Annotated in this window: 16 protein-coding genes; 13 read left to right on the top strand and 3 right to left on the bottom strand. The window is 53.6% G+C overall.

The annotated features are described in order from the left end of the window. Positions 1–951: 951 nt before the first annotated feature. The 9 genes from ABD971_RS31060 to ABD971_RS31020 all read left to right on the top strand — a co-directional run bounded on the left by ABD971_RS31060 (position 952) and on the right by ABD971_RS31020 (position 12,673). Positions 952–1,131 carry a hypothetical protein gene (locus ABD971_RS31060; RefSeq protein WP_345327565.1) on the top strand — a complete coding sequence of 60 codons (180 nt, stop codon included), beginning with the start codon at positions 952–954 and terminating at the stop codon, positions 1,129–1,131. A gap of 363 nt (positions 1,132–1,494) precedes the next feature. Continuing rightward, the gene (locus ABD971_RS31055) at positions 1,495–2,223 is read left to right on the top strand and encodes a hypothetical protein (RefSeq protein ID WP_345327564.1); all 729 of its coding nucleotides are present in this window, start codon (positions 1,495–1,497) and stop codon (positions 2,221–2,223) included. A 947-nt stretch (positions 2,224–3,170) separates the two neighbouring features. Next, on the top strand, positions 3,171–3,521 hold the full coding sequence (locus tag ABD971_RS31050; RefSeq protein WP_345327563.1) for a heavy-metal-associated domain-containing protein: 351 nt from the start codon (positions 3,171–3,173) through the stop codon (positions 3,519–3,521). A gap of 817 nt (positions 3,522–4,338) precedes the next feature. Next, a complete protein-coding gene (locus ABD971_RS31045) occupies positions 4,339–6,024 on the top strand; it encodes an efflux RND transporter periplasmic adaptor subunit (RefSeq protein ID WP_345327562.1) in 1,686 nt (561 codons plus the stop codon). A gap of 11 nt (positions 6,025–6,035) precedes the next feature. Then, entirely contained in the window at positions 6,036–9,272 is a 3,237-nt protein-coding gene (locus ABD971_RS31040; protein ID WP_345327561.1) for an efflux RND transporter permease subunit, read from the top strand. A gap of 39 nt (positions 9,273–9,311) precedes the next feature. Further along, complete coding sequence (locus ABD971_RS31035) at positions 9,312–9,674, top strand: RND transporter (RefSeq protein ID WP_339946229.1); 363 nt, start codon at positions 9,312–9,314, stop codon at positions 9,672–9,674. Between the two features lie 172 nt (positions 9,675–9,846). Then, on the top strand, positions 9,847–10,323 hold the full coding sequence (locus ABD971_RS31030) for a thioredoxin family protein (protein ID WP_345327559.1): 477 nt from the start codon (positions 9,847–9,849) through the stop codon (positions 10,321–10,323). After that, positions 10,320–10,520 (top strand): hypothetical protein, encoded by a 201-nt coding sequence (locus ABD971_RS31025; protein ID WP_345327558.1) that lies wholly within the window; start codon positions 10,320–10,322, stop codon positions 10,518–10,520. Before ABD971_RS31030 ends, ABD971_RS31025 begins: the two co-directional genes overlap by 4 nt. Next, positions 10,517–12,673 carry a heavy metal translocating P-type ATPase gene (locus ABD971_RS31020; protein WP_345327557.1) on the top strand — a complete coding sequence of 719 codons (2,157 nt, stop codon included), beginning with the start codon at positions 10,517–10,519 and terminating at the stop codon, positions 12,671–12,673. The genes ABD971_RS31025 and ABD971_RS31020 overlap by 4 nt, the downstream gene beginning before the upstream one ends. 721 nt (positions 12,674–13,394) lie before the next feature. Here ABD971_RS31020 and ABD971_RS31015 read toward each other — a convergent pair. After that, on the bottom strand, positions 13,395–14,246 hold the full coding sequence (locus ABD971_RS31015) for a gluzincin family metallopeptidase (RefSeq protein ID WP_345327556.1): 852 nt from the start codon (positions 14,244–14,246) through the stop codon (positions 13,395–13,397). Positions 14,247–14,694: 448 nt separating this feature from the next. Between ABD971_RS31015 and ABD971_RS31010 the strand changes: the two genes are divergently transcribed. From ABD971_RS31010 to ABD971_RS31000, 3 genes are all read left to right on the top strand, one after another. Then, complete coding sequence (locus tag ABD971_RS31010; protein ID WP_345327554.1) at positions 14,695–15,042, top strand: hypothetical protein; 348 nt, start codon at positions 14,695–14,697, stop codon at positions 15,040–15,042. 658 nt (positions 15,043–15,700) lie between these two features. Next, entirely contained in the window at positions 15,701–16,252 is a 552-nt protein-coding gene (locus tag ABD971_RS31005) for an RNA polymerase sigma factor (RefSeq protein WP_345327553.1), read from the top strand. 2 nt (positions 16,253–16,254) lie between these two features. After that, a complete protein-coding gene (locus ABD971_RS31000; protein WP_345327551.1) occupies positions 16,255–17,130 on the top strand; it encodes an anti-sigma factor family protein in 876 nt (291 codons plus the stop codon). Between the two features lie 78 nt (positions 17,131–17,208). On the opposite strand, the gene ABD971_RS30995 is transcribed toward ABD971_RS31000, so the two are convergent. Next, the gene (locus tag ABD971_RS30995) at positions 17,209–17,646 is read right to left on the bottom strand and encodes a hypothetical protein (protein WP_345327550.1); all 438 of its coding nucleotides are present in this window, start codon (positions 17,644–17,646) and stop codon (positions 17,209–17,211) included. A gap of 170 nt (positions 17,647–17,816) precedes the next feature. Between ABD971_RS30995 and ABD971_RS30990 the strand changes: the two genes are divergently transcribed. Beyond that, complete coding sequence (locus tag ABD971_RS30990) at positions 17,817–17,978, top strand: hypothetical protein (RefSeq protein WP_345327549.1); 162 nt, start codon at positions 17,817–17,819, stop codon at positions 17,976–17,978. A gap of 387 nt (positions 17,979–18,365) precedes the next feature. Here ABD971_RS30990 and ABD971_RS30985 read toward each other — a convergent pair whose 3' ends face one another. Continuing rightward, a complete protein-coding gene (locus tag ABD971_RS30985) occupies positions 18,366–18,914 on the bottom strand; it encodes a hypothetical protein (protein ID WP_345327548.1) in 549 nt (182 codons plus the stop codon). Positions 18,915–19,165 lie beyond the last annotated feature (251 nt).

The following is a 19,165-nucleotide window of genomic DNA, read 5'->3' as shown; positions in this document are numbered from 1 at the left end:
TGGCTGCCGCTCTTCGAGCTGGGTGCATCGAGAGGTGCTCGCCCAGTTCAAAGGAGGCTCGTTGGAGTAATCCTTGTAGGTTCACGCTCACGTCGTATGTGAGAAGAACCAACGCGAGAGTAATCCCACCGTTCTATCCTATATCCATCCAACGTGGCTTAGGCATCTTGCTTGAGAACAGACTGGTTTAGAAATCAGTCCCACATTTGATCTTTTCAACAACAATATGAATACGGGCGAGGCGGAAACACTTGGATCGACGATTGACGTCGTCATCCAAGCCGTCAGCGAACAAAGCGGGTGAGGCAGGTTGCAAAATCCCGTCACGGGGACCGTGGGCTTTGGCGTTTGCCAGAGTTCCTTTAACCGTGCTGGCGTGGGGAGCTGTGAACCTGGCGACAGGTCACATCGAGCGAGACTCGCTCGGGGACTGGGCTAAAAACCCGGCCGTGAAGAGCTCAACCATGAAAGGCCCAACCGAATAGGTGAGGGAGGGCTTGCCAGTGAATCTTATGGGAGACGGTGCCAAACTGTGACACCACTACTCTGGTCGGTCGGCATGATGCTGTCCAATGGGTACCCCGACCTTCTGCGTTCTCAGGGGGAAATCGATTGCCGCGACTAGCGGCGGTCGGAAACTATGGCGTGCCGGAAGGCCGCACATACCAGAGTGGATTGAGGAGTAACATCCTCTAGCGACGTGAACCATAGGGTGAAGTTTGTTGACTAACGCCGGAGTCTCTGCGGCTGCCGGAAGTAGCGTTCCGGTGCCAAGCCTTGTCAGCTTGGTGATTGAAATGCCGTAGAGAGGGAGAGTGGTCTGAGTAGAAAGCTTCCGGAAGGGAGGCGGTGGTCTTGCCGAAGGGTAAGACAGGGTACGCGTGTTCTCACGCGGACTCTGTACGGCTGGCAGTCGTGACCCGTTCACCACAACCCAAGGGTGATGCCTTGGTGAGTGACGACGAAAGGACTGAGGAGCACTTTTTTAAAAAAGCTCCAATCGTTTTGATGTTCAGCCCAAGTGCCGTTGATTCAGTTCAGTGGTGCTTGGGCTTTTCTTGGTTGACAGCAGAGGGCGTTTTTAAGGTGGTTGCTTTGGGAAAAGTGGTCACCTTAAAAACTGCAAACTGACGGCGGACACCCGAGTTGCGTTTTGCATCTGGCGTGGTGTCTGTCGAGAGGTTTTTAGTTCGGGTGCTATGAATTGCGTGGGTACACTGTGGAATGCAGTGTATTTGTCAATTTCGTTTGCAGCCGTGCTGGCAATAGGTCGAATCTAAGTCGCTGCTTTGGTTCCGTCGAAAGTCATTCGTTCGACTTTCCAGAACCTAGTCGCACGACAATGAGTCCCTGTGCCAATTGAGGTTTCCCCGAAAGGAATTCCTAGGCTTTGGACGTTGAGCCAATCAATCAACGTCCTTCTTTGCGATCGCGTGCTACAGTCGATCGTTGTGATGAAAACGAAAACCGAAGATGAAGCAGCCTCGGAGGCATATGAGAACGAAACACAAATACCGCTGCGAAGCTAGTTCACCCGAAGCCGTTGTGCAACTAATCGCTGCAAGTTACCTCCGCTATGGCTACTACTGGTACGTGACCGGCAAGATCCCTGACGGAAAACCTCCGGAAGCTGTCGATCAGAAACTGATCGCAAAATACGGAATTGACGTTTCCGAATGGCAGCGATCCAAACGCCGTAAGTCGGGACTCGCCAACTCGCATTACCTGCGTCATGGCCAGTGGTTCATCCTGATGCTGACCGAAGGGCACCACGCGATAAGGTCGCCAACGTCCGCCGGAGGAGAAGGCGAGCAGTTGAAAGATTGCCGCCGGATTCCGATCCGGTTTGCCGGATATTCGATTTCCTATCGGCGAAGTGGCGTAGCCCAGTCAGGCGGGCGGCCCGTCAAGTGGCACGCTCATGTCCGTCTGGACAGCGCGACTTATGCGGCAATGAAGGCCCACTATGAAGCGATCGCCGTTCATCGAACACCTGAAAACTTAGCCACCGAATTTGCAAAAATTACCTACTCCCGCTACGCCCCCATCCGCCGACAACTGCTCAACATCCTCCGCCGTGTGAACAAACATCGCAAACGTCAGTCGCTCGCAACGTTACCTTATGCAGTGCTGAACCTCCATCGCTCGTCGGTAAAGGTCTACGTCGATACCACGACTCCAGTCGACAGTATTCAGGCATGTAGGAAGGCGGGGGATCGATAATGCTTAGAGCACAATGCTGTTTATTTCTATTGATGGCTATGATTGGCTTGCTGAATCCTGAATTAGCCAAAGCAGTTTTCACCGTGTGGGTTCTGATTGTCGCCAAGCGTCTATGTTGAGGAATGCTTCTTCTGGAACAGGCACCCTTCCTCTGCATTTTCCATTGTGAACGGCGAATTTCTCCTCGACTAGCTCGGACTCGTCTGTGACCAGAAGGACTTGGACACGCCACGTCGTGAATAACATTCCTATCTGAGGAAAAAGGAGAGACGCATCCCTGTCCGATGAAGCTCCCAGCCCGCATGGGAGAATTTCGAAGTAGACACGCTTGGGTTCAGGTTGCGACGGACTGCCCTTTTTAGTACGGTTGTCCTTATGCGAAGTCCATTCCTTGCCCTGCTTCTGATCGTCAACTTGTTGACCTGTCCGGTGCGCTGCCTTTCGTGCGAAGCGAAAGTGACAGTAGGTGAAGCGTGTGCGTCCCCGGCTTGTTCATGCTGCTCATATGATAATGAGTGTCCGAAATCGGAAGCACCAAAGCCGTGTGGCAACGATTGCGATTGCAAAAATTGTATCTGCGAAGGTGCGGTGGTCGAGGCGGATGATGAACTGCCAAGCCAAGCGGCTCAATCGGTAGTTTGGGTGGTACCGGCTATGGCTGCCAACCAGACTACGAAACTTTTGGTTTCGATCTCTTCGCGTCGATCGTTTGCCCCGGATGGGCAACTTCTCTGTGGTCGTGATGTGCGAGTTGCGCACCAATCTTGGTTGATCTGAACCGCTCGGACGTTTCATCGCGATCGCTCGTCTGCTGACGTTGCCGGTGAACAAGTGATCGCTTCGATCCTCTGTTTCTAACTTTCTGTTGTTGCTACATGCTGCGCGCGATGGTCGTGTGCGGTTGAGTGACAATTTTCTGTGGTGCCTTTCCAAAAAAGAGTTTTGGCATGTCAAAGTTGTTTCGTAGTGCTGGTCTTGTGGCTGGTCTGATGTTGTTGGCCGTTTCGATCTTCGCCAGTTCGCCTGCCCAAGCGGCGGATGCAGCGAAGTCCAAAGTTGTGATGACGGTGGGCGAAATGTGTGGCGGTTGTGTGAAGAAGATCACCAAACGTTTCGAGGGCGTTGAAGGCGTTGCCAAGGTGCAGTGCAATATCGAAAAACAGTCCGTCACGTTGATCCCCGAGCAACACGTTCGGCTGAGCCCGAAGGGGGTTTGGGAGATCATGGAAGGCATCGGTAAAGTGCCAAAGTTAATGGTGACGCCTGACGGTACTTTCACGTCGAAGCCGAGGAGCTAAAAGGTTTTTCGGGTGGGGGAGAGATAAAGGATGCCTCTTGTCTCTCCCCCATTCTTCAATGCTTGAAAACCTCATTTTCTCATCATTAATCGGCAAAAAGATAGAGTGAATACCGTTGCTCAGTTTGCCGATAAGACTGACAAAGCTTAATCGTGCGACGCAATATCTATTGCTCGCAAGTCGTTTCTGGCGTAGACTATAGTTGACTTAAACCGGTCTTAATCCGCTGAAATCTGCCAATATTCTTATATGTTTCGCCTGCTTCTCTTGTCGTTCATCGCACTGCGTGTGATTGCCTGCCCAGTCTGCTGTGCAGGTGGCGATGCGCATGAGATGGGGGTCGAAACGGTCACGCATACTTGCAGCTGCTCAACGGATCGAAGCGAACCGTGTCAGGGAGGCGAACAGCCTCCGATGGATTCCCCTTGTCCGTGTGAAACCGGTTGTGAGTGCCAAGTCACACCAGAGATGAACCATCGGGTAGTCGTGGACGTTCAGTGGATGCTGGACTTTGCGCCGGTTTGTCTGGACACTCTCGATCTCTCCGACGCTCTTGTGGTTCGGTTCGAGGAGCAACCTCGCCGACTTGATCTGTCTACAGGGCGATTGGTGCGGCTTGCGCACGCTTCTCTCTTAATCTAGGCCGCTGCTGGCCATCGCTCGCTAACCAGCGCACTGCGTTGTCGTCACCAACCTTGGCTAGACGCTGCGCGTTTTGATTTGACCTTTCTGGTTGGCCTGCATTCAAGGTTCGTGCTCGGGATCGCACAGGTTGCGTTTTGAGCTTGTCCAATCTTTTTCCAGCAGGAGTCTTATTATGAGTCATTCCATTGTTGATGCGCCAACACAGAAACCGTCGCGTCCTCCGGCCCAGCCGACCGCCGACAGTCACAGCGTAGAGAAACCCGAGACACAAACGGGTGTGAAACCAGAACAACGCGGACCGCTACGGCGTGGAGTATCCCTTTTGCTTGGCAGCATCGGACCGACATTGGTCCTGATTGGTTTCGCTGCAGTCTTCTATTACGGACATCACAACGACTGGCGAATTCCAAAGTTCGCAGCGCTGACCGGAGCCGTCGAACCGGTCGTCAGTGATTGGTGCGAGGAACATGGGGTACCCGAATCTATTTGTGTCCAGTGTGATCCAACATTGATGCCGAAAGGTCCCGACTACGGTTGGTGTGAAATTCATGGTGTACATAACTGCACTTTAGAGCATCCCGATGTCGCCCAGTTGAAAGTGACTCCATCGGTTTTGCCAGACGACCTGGAACGAGCATCGCGAGCCTTGGCGGTTACTCCTCGAAAAGAGAACAACAGCGCTTGCAAGGTTTACCAAACGCGGATTCAGTTCGCTTCGATCGAATCCGTGCAGCAAGCTGGCGTTGACGTTGAACTCATTGACCGTGCTCCGATCGTCGAAACGATCACTGGCAGTGGCGAAATCGTCTATGACCCCACACGTCAAGCCAGTCTGGCGTCACGATTGCCGGGAACGGTTTGGTTGGTGAGCAAGAATGTCGGCGATCCGGTCGCCAAGGGCGAAGTACTGGCCGTGATCGACGCGGCGGCAGTCGGCGAATTGAAAACAACGTTGCTGCGAGCACTCGCCGAACGGAACCTTCAACAGCAGAACGTTGCACGACTAAGGGAGGCTCGCGGTGCCGTTGCCGGATCGCGAATTCTTGATTCCGAAGCCGCACTCGCGAAAGCCCAAGCCGATGTGCTGGCCGCCGACCAGTCGCTGCGAAATCTTGGATTGCCGGTCGATGTCAACTCGTTGCAGGGACTGGACCAGCAACAGGTACTCGACGAACTGCGTTTGCTTGGCATCCCAGATTCGATCCGCAGTCAACTCGATTCGCAAACGGTCACGTCAAACCTGTTGCCGATTCGCTCGCCCATCGAAGGTGCCGTTGTCGAGCGTAGTGTGGCACCGGGCGAAGTCGTTGATCCGGCGCGGATTCTATTTAAAGTCGCCGACGTTCGCCAAATGTGGCTGACATTGAACGTGCCACTCGAAAATATGAACCAACTCGCCATCGGGCAGACCGCTAAGTTTCACGCCGACGGAAGCCGCGAAACCGTGGTGGGAAAGCTGGATTGGATCAGCACGTCGGCGGATCGGATGACGCGGATGGTGCAAGTCCGGGCCGTGTTGGATAACCCTGACGGACGCCTGCGAAACGAAACCTTCGGTACGGGCGAGATCATTTTGCGAAGCGAATCCGACGCGATCGTAATTCCGACGGGTGCATCGCACTGGGAAGGCTGCTGCCAAGTCGTCTTCGTTCGCGACAAGAATTATTTCGATAGCCCGGAAAGCTACAAGGTTTTTCATGTGCGCAGCGTCCGGCTGGGAGCTGTCAACGGGAGTCGAACCGAGGTGCTTTCTGGCGTGTTGCCGGGCGAAGTCATCGCAACGGCGGGTAGCGACGTGCTGCGTGCCCAATTACTAAAAAACAACTTAGGTGCAGGCTGTGACTGCGTCGCCGAATAGGGAGAGCACGGATGCTTAATTGGCTCATTGATTTTTCACTCAAGCACCGCGCGCTGGTGATCCTAGTCGCGTTGCTGTTTGCGGTCGTCGGCGGTTTCTCGCTACGGCAACTTGATATTGATGCGTTTCCGGACACCACTCCGGTAATGATTCAAATCAATACGGTGGCGCCATCGCTGGCGTCCGAAGAGATCGAACGACAGATCACGTTTCCGGTCGAGCAAGCGATCAGCGGACTGCCGGGACTGGATCAACTTCGTTCCATCTCCAAGTTCGGATTGTCGCAGGTCGTCGTGATTTTTGATGACGGCATCGACATCTACTTTGCCCGACAACTGATCAACGAACGGTTGTCAACTGTCGAGTTACCCGACGGAATTCAGCGACCTCAGATGGGTCCGGTCTCGACGGGCTTGGGGGAGGTGTTTCACTACGTCTTGGTCTACGACGGTGCTGATTTCTCGGACGCTTCGCAGGAAGAACGCGTCAAGCGGATGAGCGAGTTGCGAACGATCCATGATTGGGTGGTCAAGCCGCAGTTGCGATCGGTTCGTGGCGTCGCTGAGGTTAACAGTTGGGGAGGCTACGAAAAGCAATACCAAGTGCGACTCGATCCCGAGCGTCTATTCAAGTACGGGCTGACGTTCGAGGAAGTCTCCGACGCGATTGCCTCCAATAACGAAAATGTTGGCGGAGGGACGGTCACCGATGGCAGTGAGATGTTGCTTGTCCACGGCGTGGGGCGAACCGTCAACCTTCAAGAGATCGGCGATATCGTCATCACGGCGGTCAAAGGCGTTCCGGTACGAGTGAGCGACGTAGCAGACGTTCAACTTGGACACGAGATCCGGCGGGGTGCGGTCACGGCGAACGGTCGTGGTGAGGCCGTACTGGGTCTGGGCTTTATGTTGATGGGCGAAAACAGCAACGAAGTCACTTGGTCCATCAAGGAAAAGATTGCCAGTATCCAAGCCACGTTGCCACCAGGCGTCAAGATTCAAACCGTCTACGACCGCACGGAATTGATCGACCACGTCATCCACACCGTCCAAAAGAATCTCTTTGAAGGAGGGTTGCTGGTTGTCGCGGTGTTGTTCATTTTCCTCGGCAACTTGCGGGCAGGCTTGATCGTCGCTATGGCGATTCCGCTTTCGATGCTATTCGCGTTCTCGGGCATGTTGAAGTTCGGCATCGCGGCCAGTCTACTGAGCCTCGGAGCGATCGACTTTGGTTTAGTCGTCGATAGCTCAGTGGTGATGATTGAAAACTGTGTGCGACACTTGGCCCACGATAAACACGGCAAGAGTCGACTCGAAATCATTCGCGACGCGGCGGTCGAAGTTCGCAAACCGACGATGTTCGGTGAACTGATCATCATGATCGTGTATTTGCCGATTCTGACGCTCGAAGGCGTCGAAGGCAAACTGTTTCGACCGATGGCAATGACCGTCATCATGGCACTGGCTGGGTCGATGGTATTGTCGCTGACATTGATGCCGGTATTGGCCAGCCTGTTTCTGCCAAAGAACATTCAAGAGAAAGAGCCGCTGCTGATTCGAGTTCTCAAACGACTCTACGCGCCGGTGCTGCGATTCACGATGCACCACAAGGCGTTTGTTATCGGCTCGGCATTGCTATTGCTTGTGAGTGTTTTTGGACTTGTGGCTCCGAACCTTGGAAGTGAGTTCGTACCGCGTCTATCCGAAGGCGCGATCACGATCAACGTGGTCAGACTGGCGGGAACGACGCTGGAAGAATCCATTCGTTACAACACAAAAATGGAGCAGGTGCTGCTTGAAAAGTTTCCCGATGAGATTGCTCAAGTGTGGAGTCGTATGGGCACGGCAGAGATCGCGACCGACCCGATGGGAACTGAACTGACAGACCTCTTCGTCACGCTTCACCCGCGCGAGAAATGGACCCGTGCCAAGACACAGGAAGAGTTGACCGTCGCGATTCAGGAAGAGTTGCGAGACTTGCCTGGGCCACGGCTTGCGATGTCGCAGCCGATCGAGATGCGAATGAATGAGATGATCTCAGGCGTTCGGTCCGATGTCGCCGCCATTCTATACGGAGACGATTTGGACCTGATGGTGGAAAAGGCCAGCGAGATTGAGAAGGCACTCAATTCCATACCTGGTTCTGAGGATGTCAAGATGGAACAGGTCTCCGGGCAACCGCTGTTACAGATTCGCATCAAGCAAGATGAAATCGCTCGCTACGGGATTCCTGCCAGCACGGTCATGAACCTCGTTCGTTCGCTAGGCACCCATAATGTGGGCGAAGTTTATGAGGGCCAATTGCGATTCCCGCTGATCATTCGTCTGCCCGAGAAAGCGAGAGCGAATCCCGAAGCGATCAAGCAAATATTGGTCGCAACGCCATCGGGGCAACGCATTCCGCTATCGCGTTTGGCGAGCATCGAAAAAGTCGATGGCTCCAATACGATCAAACGCGACTGGTATCAGCGACGGATCACGATCGAGTCGAACGTGCGAGGACGTGACCTAGGCAGCTTCGTTGCCGAAGCGAGGCGTGTTATTGCCGAGAAGGTCCAATTGCCACCGGGCCGCTACCGGGTCGAGTGGGGCGGGCAGTTTGAAAACTTGCAACGTGCCCAGTTGCGTTTGATGATCGTCGTGCCGATTGCCTTGCTGATGATCCTGTCATTGCTGTACATGACCTATCGCAACTGGATTGATTCGTTGCGTGTATTCACCGGTGTCCCATTCGCCTGGATCGGTGGAATCCTGGCCCTGTGGATTCGTGACATGCCATTCTCAATTTCAGCTGCGGTCGGGTTCATTGCCTTGTCCGGTGTCGCAGTCCTGGATGACATGTTGCTCGTTTCGACGATTCGGCAACTACGCCGACTCGGACGATCGCTTGATCAAGCGGTAGAAGAAGCCGCGATGACACGATTGCGTCCAATCTTGATGACAACGCTGGTGGCCAGTCTCGGCTTCGTCCCGATGGCGTTCAGCACGGGCATGGGCGCGGAAGTTCAACGACCCCTTGCGACGGTGGTGATTGGTGGCGTTTGTAGCGCGATGGTGATGAGCTTGCTCGTGCTAAGAGTGCTTTATGTCGTCTTCAATATGCCTGTAGAGAAGTTTGATGGAGATGGTGGCGATGATGACGGTCATCTATGTCAGCCTGATCACCCGACTGATCCCGAGGTCGAGCATGAACTTGAGCCAGGGCATCCGCCCGAAAGTAAACACCCGTCCAAACCTGTGACGGTTTAGTTTTCCCCCTTGATTCGGCACTGCCGAAGGAGTTTTGAGATGAAGATGAATTGGATTTTAGCGACGCGTGCTTCCTCGTTGACTGTATTGGTCGGCGCATTAGCGTTGGCCGGATGCAACAAAAGCGAGACGGCATCCGAAGGGACCACCGAACCAGTCGCGGCCACAAACGTGGATCTCAGTCACGGTGGATGGTGGTGTGTTGAGCACGGCGTGCCCGAGGAAGAGTGCGCGTTGTGCGATAAATCGCTGGTGGCCAAGTTCAAAGAAGACGGCGACTGGTGCGATGAGCACGACCGCCCCGAATCCCAGTGCTTCATTTGCAGTCCCAAACGGTTCGATAAGTTTGCGGCTACTTACGAAGCCAAAACGGGGCATAAGCCTCCGCAACCGGAGGAATAGAGCTACCCGACGTAGTGGCTGGGGGCCTGACGAGCGCGCTTTGCCAGCCTACGAGAATGCTCGCCCTCAGCCACTTTTTTCACCTTCCTCGTCTCACCCTACAGTTCGCGAAAGATCATCAACGTGGTGCTTTCCAGCTAGTGGGTATTGTTAACTAAGCAACGAATCGATCATGCAGCCTGAAACCAGCTTCAGAGCCTCGAATCCATTGCTACTCATTGTGGTCGCCACGCTTGCGTTCATGCAGTTTGGTTGTGGTCGTCGCAATAGCGAAATCAATTCGGAAGCGTTGCATTCAAAAGGCCTCGATCCAATACAACTTATCGACGCAAACTTTCAGCAGGAAGTCATCGACAGCGATATCCCGGTTCTAGTCGACATGTGGGCCCCCTGGTGTCAACCATGCATTGCGATGAAGCCGACCATCCGCGAGCTTGCCTTCGATTTGTCGGGTCAAGTGAAAGTCGCCGAATTCAATATCGACGAAAACTTGTTCATCAAACAGAAGTACAACATCGACAAATACCCGACGCTGTTAGTCTTCGTTGACGGCGTCGAAGTTCAACGGATCATCGGGCTGCAATCCAAAGCGGATCTGCTGGCTGCACTACGCGACCATACACTGTTCATAGGGACGGGAAAGCCATGAGCGACGAAATAGAGACCGCCGGAATCAACAATGACGAAAGGTCGGAACGGCGAACGCTGATCTGGGTTTTGTTGATTAATCTCTCCCAAGCGTTGCTCGTGGGAATTGTTGGTATCATCGCTCAATCAACCGGTTTGCTGGGAGCGGGACGTGACGCTTGGAATGTAACACCGTCAGACGTTGAAGAGAACGAATGAAAGAACCGATTAACGAACTGATCATCTTGCGAATCCACGGCATGGACTGCGCCGAAGAAATCTCACTGCTCAAACGCGAGTTGATACCATTAGTGGGTGGTGAAGACCGGCTCGGTTTTGACTTGCTCAATGAAAAGCTCACCGTCGATACGTTGTCGCTCGACGTTTCGCAAGCGGATGTGTTGGCCGCGATTGAGCGAACGGGCCTGAAGTCAGCGTCTTGGCGAGACGGCGGTGCGGCGAGTGAAGACCAAACATTCTGGCATCTGCATCAGCGTTCCATTCTGACTGCGGTCAGTGGGCTGTGCGGATTGGCCGGGTTGATTTGGCAATTAACCTTTGGTGGTGAGTCTGAATCCGTACCGTTTGCGTCGATCGCGTTGTACTGCGTCGGAATTTTGGCCGGGCTTCAGATGGTGCTACCGAAAGCATGGCGGTCACTGACATCGTTTCGCCCCGACATGAACTTGTTGATGTCGGTTGCGGTTGTAGGAGCGGTACTGATTAGCGAATGGTTCGAGGCAGCGACCGTCGCCTTTTTGTTTTCACTATCCCTGTTGCTTGAATCGTGGAGTGTTAGTCGGGCACGCCGGGCGATTGCATCTTTGATGGATTTGTCGCCACCGATCGCCCACCTTCGCGATGCAGCCGGTCAGGACCGCGACGTGGCTCCGGCGGACGTTCCCGTGGGTTTCACCGTCATTGTGCGGCCTGGCGAGAAGATCCCCCTGGATGGTCGAGTTACCAGCGGGATCAGCGGCGTGAACCAGGCTCCGATTACCGGAGAAAGCGTTCCGGTTGAGAAGGAAACGGGCGATGAAGTATTTGCCGGAACCATCAACGGTGACGGATTGCTGGAAATTGAAACGACTAAAGCGGCTGACGATACAACACTGGCTCGAATCATTAAGATGGTCGGCGATGCTGGATCCAAGCGTGCCCCATCGGAAAAATGGGTGGAGAAGTTCGCAGCAGTCTATACGCCTGTCGTGATGATTGTGGCTCTGTTGATGCTGTTGATCCCACCGTTGGCTTTCGACGGTGAATGGTCTGTGTGGCTCTACCGTTCGCTAGTGTTGTTAGTCATCGCGTGCCCGTGCGCCCTCGTTATTTCAACACCTGTCAGTGTCGTGGCTGCTTTGGCTGCTGCTGCTCGCAACGGTGTTCTCATCAAGGGCGGTGTGTTCATCGAGTTGCCCGCTCGACTGAAAGCTATCGCGATGGATAAAACCGGCACCCTCACGCAAGGAGCGCCCGCCGTTGTTGATGTTGTGCCCATGAACGGACATGACGGAGCCGAACTTTTGATACGCGCCAGCGCATTGGAACTGAACAGCAATCATCCACTGGCACGTGCAATTGTCGAAGAGACAAAGCGGCGCAACATTAAAATCACTCCAGCCGATGACTTTGAAACGATCCAAGGCAGGGGAGCGTCAGGCGTCATCAATGGCAAAACGTACTGGTTGGGATCTCATCGTTACTTGGAACAACGCGGCCAAGAAACTCCCGAAGTCCGCGAGCAACTTAAGTCAATGCAGGAAGCCGGACGGACGGTTGTCGTGATTGGGAACGATGAACACGTTTGCGGATTTATCACTTTAGCGGATGCCATTCGAGAAGAAACTCGCGATGTGATTCGTCAGCTTCACGAAGCGGGTATCGAACAGTTGGTGATGCTGACCGGCGACAACCAAGGCACGGCCAAGGCAATCGCACAGGAAGCCGGTATCGACGAAGTGCATGCTGAACTACTGCCCGAAGACAAAGTCACAGCCATCGAACGACTGGTTGAGAAGTACGAATACGTCGCCATGATCGGCGACGGAGTTAATGACGCGCCGGCGCTCGCTCGTGCATCACTTGGCCTCGCGATGGGTGCCGCCGGAAGCGACGCAGCTATCGAGACCGCTGACATCGCTTTAATGTCCGACGATCTCTCGAAGCTGCCATGGCTGATTCATCATTCGCGTCGAACACTCCAAATCATCCACCAGAACATCGCGTTTTCACTTGCGATTAAAATGTTGTTCGTGATTCTCACCTTCGCCGGGTTCGCATCTTTGTGGGCAGCCATCGCCGCGGACATGGGAGCATCGTTACTCGTCATTGCCAACGGGCTACGTTTGCTGCGTGGTAACCACGGAGGCTAGCCGAGCACACAAGATTGAAAACAACGACGGAGGCACGGAAAATTGCGCAATCCATGCGAGACCTATTCAAGTATTTCGGTCATCGCTTGTGAGACAATTCAGACGGCATGGAGTATTGGCCCCAACGGACTTCGTTGCACTGATTCCGATTTTGTGGATGACCACTCCAGGAGCCGGTCCGATGAAGCGATTCGCCGTGCCGGTCATTTTTGGAGTGATCACATTCGCCGTCGACACACTGGTTTTGATCCCTGTCTACTGCACCCTCTACAATCGCTACGAATAATGGAACGAATCACAGCACGCGAGAACCGAATCAGAGGTACTGACGACCGGTTCCGAATCAACAACGATACTTGACATCGGTTTTCGTGGGGGTGGTGTCCGGTTCAATTCAAAGCTTCAGGTTTGATGCGGCCACACGCCATCTCCGCCCTTCTCTCGGACCACACACTCACCAGTTTCCCGAGAGCCTTAGTTGAGTGGTTGTGCTTCATAGCCTGCGTTCTTCAGCACGGCAACGATTGATTGGGGCAATCCGTGGCTCGTCCTGTTCCGATAAAATGTAGCAAAGTGGCCCCTGAATGCCGCGTGAACGAACACGCACGCCTAGGCGTCAATCGGCATTGCGTCTTTATAGTGCTCCCGATCGGGCGATGAATTTCAATGGTGAATGTGCTACGACGATAGTCGCCTAGGTGGGGCAAGTGTCGGCGGTGACTCAGGGCGTGAAACTAACGGTCAACACGGCTGGTAACCTCTGTGACGCATCCGTGTTGTAGACAAAGTGCTTCCATTGCTTTTCCAGATCGAGAACGTTTTTTATTTCAAAGTGTTTCAGCAAGGCTTGGTCGTACCCGTGACTCGCTGCATCGACTCCAAATCGCGTAATTTTATTGATGTCGCCTTTCGAGCACAGGAACTTCATCAGCGAGGCGCTTTGACCGTAGAACGCGGGCATTTGATCAGCGGAAGTGAACTGTTCGAGGTGCAGTAGGACCGACAACGGCAATGCCGAGCCGTCGTGCAGCGCCTTGCGACAATCCCGCTCATGGAGCGATTTCTTTTGTTCGCTATCAGCCAGCATTGCCGCCCCTTCGTCGAGCCAATGGGGTGGTTGTCGTCCTCCGAAACGATCCGACATCACGACGTGGGTCAGTTCGTGCGGCAACGCCGGCAGGTTACCTGCGGAATCGGCGAGCAAGTCGATTCGGCGGGAAAGCGTACGCACCGCGTTCACTTGGATCAGACTGCTGCCCAGCGTCTGAGCCCCGGCGGGCCCAACCGCTTGAATGTACTGGTTGCGTGAGGCGTAAACTCGAACTTCGCAGCGAGGATTCCAACCCGACAGCTCACTCACGCACCAAGCACGAACCAATTGCTCCCTCAACAACTCGCAAATTTTCGCAACTTTCTCCGCTGAGGGACCGCCTGGGTAGGTGTGGGCGATGAAATTCCCCGAGGTTACCGACGTTAAGCGTGATTCGTCTGCGAGAAGCAAGCGAATATCCATCACGGCCGACGTGACAACGAACAGCCCCAATAGAGCTGGGACGCGAGTGAAACTCTGCATGGGCTAAACCTCGACATCAGCAGTAACAAAAAAACTTTCCTGGCATGCCACGCGTTACCGGAGGCTAGCTCAGTGCATTCAATTCAATTCAATTCTCGTGCCGGTCTGTGATTTGAAACCGAATTTGGCTCGCGTCGAAATCGTAATGCATGGCCGCATCACGGCTTAGGATATTTACGAAAGTACAGGGTGAATCCATGACCGCAACGCTCGTGCCTGTTTGCGCGGCATACGAATGCTAAATCGTTTGGCATGTATTCGCTTTGGCAGATGCGATCTACAAGCCTAGCAGCAACGGAAAAAAGGCAAAATTTTGCTGACTGCCGTGAAGGGGGGAGGTCTGGGGTGCATCTAATTTGTGTCAAAGGGAGCAAGGCGGACGATCCCCAGACCAAAAATCCAAGTCCGTTAGTCACATTGTTTGGGGCCGTGCCCCGGAGATGACAAAATGTTCAAACGTGCTTTTCTGAGTGCTGCAATTTTGGGATCACTGGGCTTGGCTGCTGGTAACGCGTCGGCTCAGTCCGGTTGTGACGCAGCGTTGGGACAGACCTATCAGCGGTTTTCCTACTCACCTGCGGTGGAAACCCAACCACTGACAGCGTCGTCGCCCGTTCCGATGGCAACGATGTATCAACCGAATTCAAACCAAGGTGTTGACGTCGCGGCCCCACAGGTCCAAAGCTACCGTCGGTTCTCCTACCAGCCGAGCATGCAAGCTCGTAACCGTGGTGCAACGCACAAGCAACCTTGGCAGTACCCGAAGACGGACCCACGACGTTATCGCACCCACTGAGGCGGGACGTCGCTCCAAAAGTAAAACAACAATGACGCTGCTGGCGCAAAAAACTAGCAGCGTTTTCGTTTCTGGGAACGCGATTTTCTGGCGACGACCATTCGATTTCGGAATGCCAAGTCACATTTCATAAATGAATCGCCAAAAGTCGTGAAGACGCAGCGGACGAGATGCATCCAACAGTCGCTAGTGAATGCTTGCCACAGCGAATGTTTCCCGTACCTTGATGAGAATCTCAGAAATGTACCGTCCGAAATCCATCGTCGCCGCCCGACTGTTAATCGCTCTTGCGATCACGGCGATACTATTGACTTTCGCCCCACCTGCCCAAGCCGGCCCGCGCTGCATAAAGGATTGCGAAATGGACTATTGCCAAACCGTACCGCTGGGGCAAGGATGCTGCGACAATGGCAAGTCCAACAAATGCGCGGTCATGGCTTCATGCGGAGGAAAGCTCGGCTTGATGTCCCGGTTGGCGAGCCACAATCCATCACGACGCGGAAATGCTCTTCCTGACTGCTCGCGGATCGTTTGGAAATTTGAATCTGTTAAAATTGATGTAATATCGAATCTTTCGTGAAGGAACGCTTGTTTTCCAGCATCCAACGTGGTGACATAGACTTCCGCGTGTGCTTACGGAACACATTTTGAAGGTCTGATGTCGTCCGATCAAGAATCAGTCGATGACGAGATCGTTCGCCGAGCTGCGGTCGGGGATCGCGATGCGCAGCGGGAGATTTATGAAGTTTTCAGTGATCGGGTATATCGAATCACTCGCCGAGTGGTTGGCGAGTCCGATGCCTCCGATGTGGCCCAAGAAGCGTTTCTGCACTTGTTCGCCAAACTGCCGAGCTTCCGATTTGAGTCAGCGTTTCCGACGTGGCTGCATCGGTTAGTCGTTAACGAGTCATTGCAGCACCTGCGACAGCGAGGTCGTCGAGTGAGGAATACGAAGCCGCTCTTGGAGCAAGATGTCGCGCGGCCTGAGGAAACGTCGTGGTGCAGCGACGCTGCCGAAACATTGACGAAGGCGATGGCGATGATCGAGCCAGAACTGCGATTGATTTTTCAGTTAAAGGAGGTCGACGAGCTGTCATACGCACAGATCGGTGAGATTGTTGGAATACCTGAGGGCACGGTCGGATCAAGGTTGAATCGAGCGAGAAGGGAGTTGCGAGACCAGCTTTTGAAACTAGGTTGGGAGCAATAATCATGAATTGCACATTCGTTCGCAACAATCTATCCGCTTACATGGATGGCGAGTTGGATGATAGATCCAGCGTCATTATTAGGCACCACTTTGACAAGTGTGATTCATGCTCGTTCGAACTTGACTCATTCAAGGAGCTTGGCGAATATGCTCGGTCACAGGTCGAGGCGCCGTCTCGATTGCCCGCCTGGGAGTCGATTGCAAGGCGTTTGGATGATGATGTCAGTACATCGCTTTCCACTACGCCGACGTTCATTTTCAGTTGGAAAACAATTTCTGGAGCTGTGGTTGCGCTCGCAGCTTCGATGCTGATCATCGCAAGTTTCCGTGTCGCACAGACGGGGGATCAAGCGGTTGTGGCACAAGCGAGTGTTGCAATTAACTTGCAACCTGTACTCGAACTCTTCCAGCAAGATGCTGGGCGCGCACTTAGCATGCTCACGAAAGAGTTATCCAGTGAAGATGTCTCGATCGAGCAAGCCGAAGCCAGCTTCGGACGTCCAACGTACGTCAGCACGAACGCCAACAAGAATGCGCTGCCAGGCAATGCTAAGCTCGCTTCGACGAAATTGCTGTCGTTTCCGTTTTGCAAGTGTTGTGAGGGGCAATGCCCATTTGGTCCGAGCGGGTGCAACTGTGTCGTTTGTATTTGTGAAAGACCCGATCGATCTACGTTCCTCGTTCTCGAACACTGCAAGTCACAGAAAGTCAGTTTTGGTGATCTTCCCGTCCAGTTGGTCAGCCGCGATGGTCGTCAGCTCCAGCAGGTGACCGTTGATGGAGTCGACACCATCTCATGGGAGCGGGACGCGGCACGACTAACGGTGATTGGTTTACGCAGCGAGGCTGAGGTTGAAACGCTGCTGGCGAGTTATTGACTATGTGCAATCGAACATCCGCCAAAAACGTCTCGTCGTTTCGTCCTTTGGTTCGCATTGCACATGATCGCAGTGCTCTTAGCTGCGACTCAATGACCACATCCCGCTGGCTATCGCGGCTAATGGGATCAGTGTCATTTGCAAAACTGGCGTCAGTCCGACTTTGATCACGGGAATCATCGGCATCGAACTGTAGATCCAGCGACCTGTCGCATGAACCGCCCACAACTCAAAACTGACAGCGAGTAGTACACCGATCATGACTGGAACAATCCAAGTAGCCGGTTGTATAAATGTCGATCGGTCACAAATCCACCAAATATTTTTATGGATGAGGGCGACCGTTAGATAGAGAGTCAGCATGAAAAACATATCGTCAGTTGCGGTGGCCCACAGGCACATCTTGAAGTTGTCCCAAAGCGACGCGTCGCCTGACTCAAACAGTGGCATCTGGGCGTTCTCCCAGATCAAGTGCAGGATGAAACTACTGGCGAAATATACGAGGAATTGTTTCATTATGACGTTGATCATATGATTGCCCGAGTTCTCAGGTTGCAGCGAGTGACGGCTCGTTCAGCGCGAAGTCCCCCTTACCCAGGAAGCATCGCATCGATGCCTCGATGTTACTTATATCGAGGTTCGATAGGCCAATGAGTTATCGATCCTTTCGCTGTCGAATACCCTTGATGCCTACTGCCGTCGGCAGCCAATACTTCATGTCGCTGCACGACGGTAAATCTCCGGCGTCCAACAACGACGTCATTGAAAGAGATGGGTTCGACGGAGACTTCGGTCTTGGGCTTGACTACAGTGATTTGATTCCCACCTACAAAGTGGGAAGCAAGTGATCGGCGTTAGGATTTGCTCTTCTCGCATAGACCGACTATCGCCAAAGCCGACTCGGATTGCCCAGTGTTGACTTCAATGGCAAACCAATTCACTCTCTGGGTTGGAACGTGGCCCCACCAGATTGCCGAACCAGAAACGATTGCGAACAACGTGCGAAGCGTTAAACGCGATCGACGTTAGCAAGCGTTCGAGTCGCCGGGTTGTATCATGGTAATGGCCTTCGTTTCCACCGGCTGCCTCACGAGTCGCTACGTCATGAGCTTGATTGTGAGCGGAAATCGATGGCGCTAGTATTCACCATCGATTCGAAATTGTTGGCATGTCAACGCATTGGTCAGACGCCGTTGGTCAAGATCGCGGCCATTCGCGTGAGGACGCATTTGGTGTTATTGAATAGTCGGCGGTGGTGGTGAATTGCCCAGTGGAGCCGCATTTGGCGTGCTACGCTGAGGCGGGTAATTTTGGGCGGGAGCACTCTGGGGGGCATAACTTTGAGGGCCACCTTGTTGTGGGACATAGCCTTGCGGTGCGTCCTGCTGTGGTGAGTATCCTTGTTGCACGCCTGGTGGCGGCGGAGCCTGCTCAACTCCTCTGCCCGCTGGCGAAGTTTGCGGAGCCTGACCTGATTCGGAGACTCCAACGTCGTTCATCAAGTGATGCAAAGTGGATTCGGCGATTTCAATTTTAGAGATCAGACCGAGTGTGCCGATCTGGCGGTGATGAATGCTCGTCCAACCTCGAACATCATCTTGGATGTGATGAAACAGCCGATCCGTACCGAGAAGCTTGGAACGCATCGCTTCGCGGTCATTGTTGTGCTCGGCGGCATGAATGAACTTTGCTACTCCCAGAAGTTCGTAGCCTTCGCGGTAAGTTTCTGCGAATCCGGGATTGTGGGAATAGTTGTGGTGCATGTCGAGCAATATCTCATTCACCAGAGTTTCTAACCGCCCAGAAAGATCTCGCGATGTCGTCGAAACTCGGGAACCATGGGAAAGAGGTCAACTAATAGTCTAAGGTATTTTGGCTTGGTGGATGTTAGGTTTGTTTGAGCTGAACAAAAACGAGATAGCATAGGCTGGGCTTTTAACGAATATGCCTGTGACAATGCCCACCCCTAAAAAAAAATCGCAGCCAACAATGGTCGGCTGAGACGGCAGGCTGCGGGATTTTGAACACTCAACAC

Origin of the sequence: Novipirellula rosea (assembly GCF_039541335.1) — a bacterium.
GTDB lineage: Bacteria > Planctomycetota > Planctomycetia > Pirellulales > Pirellulaceae > Novipirellula > Novipirellula rosea.
The sequence above is the reverse complement of the archived record's forward strand: the minus strand, read 5'-3'. Positions and strand labels throughout refer to the sequence as shown.

Bases quoted from the DNA above. Each gene is read 5' to 3' on its own strand.
- ABD971_RS31025 (WP_345327558.1), top strand. From the start codon at position 10,320: ATGAGCGACGAAATAGAGACCGCCGGAATCAACAATGACGAAAGGTCG.
- ABD971_RS31045 (WP_345327562.1), top strand. From the start codon at position 4,339: ATGAGTCATTCCATTGTTGATGCGCCAACACAGAAACCGTCGCGTCCT.
- ABD971_RS31000 (WP_345327551.1), top strand. From the start codon at position 16,255: ATGAATTGCACATTCGTTCGCAACAATCTATCCGCTTACATGGATGGC.
- ABD971_RS31055 (WP_345327564.1), top strand. From the start codon at position 1,495: ATGAGAACGAAACACAAATACCGCTGCGAAGCTAGTTCACCCGAAGCC.
- ABD971_RS31035 (WP_339946229.1), top strand. From the start codon at position 9,312: ATGAAGATGAATTGGATTTTAGCGACGCGTGCTTCCTCGTTGACTGTA.
- ABD971_RS31020 (WP_345327557.1), top strand. From the start codon at position 10,517: ATGAAAGAACCGATTAACGAACTGATCATCTTGCGAATCCACGGCATG.
- ABD971_RS31015 (WP_345327556.1), bottom strand. From the start codon at position 14,246: ATGCAGAGTTTCACTCGCGTCCCAGCTCTATTGGGGCTGTTCGTTGTC.
- ABD971_RS31030 (WP_345327559.1), top strand. From the start codon at position 9,847: ATGCAGCCTGAAACCAGCTTCAGAGCCTCGAATCCATTGCTACTCATT.
- ABD971_RS31040 (WP_345327561.1), top strand. From the start codon at position 6,036: ATGCTTAATTGGCTCATTGATTTTTCACTCAAGCACCGCGCGCTGGTG.
- ABD971_RS30990 (WP_345327549.1), top strand. From the start codon at position 17,817: ATGCCTACTGCCGTCGGCAGCCAATACTTCATGTCGCTGCACGACGGT.
- ABD971_RS30995 (WP_345327550.1), bottom strand. From the start codon at position 17,646: ATGAAACAATTCCTCGTATATTTCGCCAGTAGTTTCATCCTGCACTTG.
- ABD971_RS31050 (WP_345327563.1), top strand. From the start codon at position 3,171: ATGTCAAAGTTGTTTCGTAGTGCTGGTCTTGTGGCTGGTCTGATGTTG.
- ABD971_RS31010 (WP_345327554.1), top strand. From the start codon at position 14,695: ATGTTCAAACGTGCTTTTCTGAGTGCTGCAATTTTGGGATCACTGGGC.
- ABD971_RS31005 (WP_345327553.1), top strand. From the start codon at position 15,701: ATGTCGTCCGATCAAGAATCAGTCGATGACGAGATCGTTCGCCGAGCT.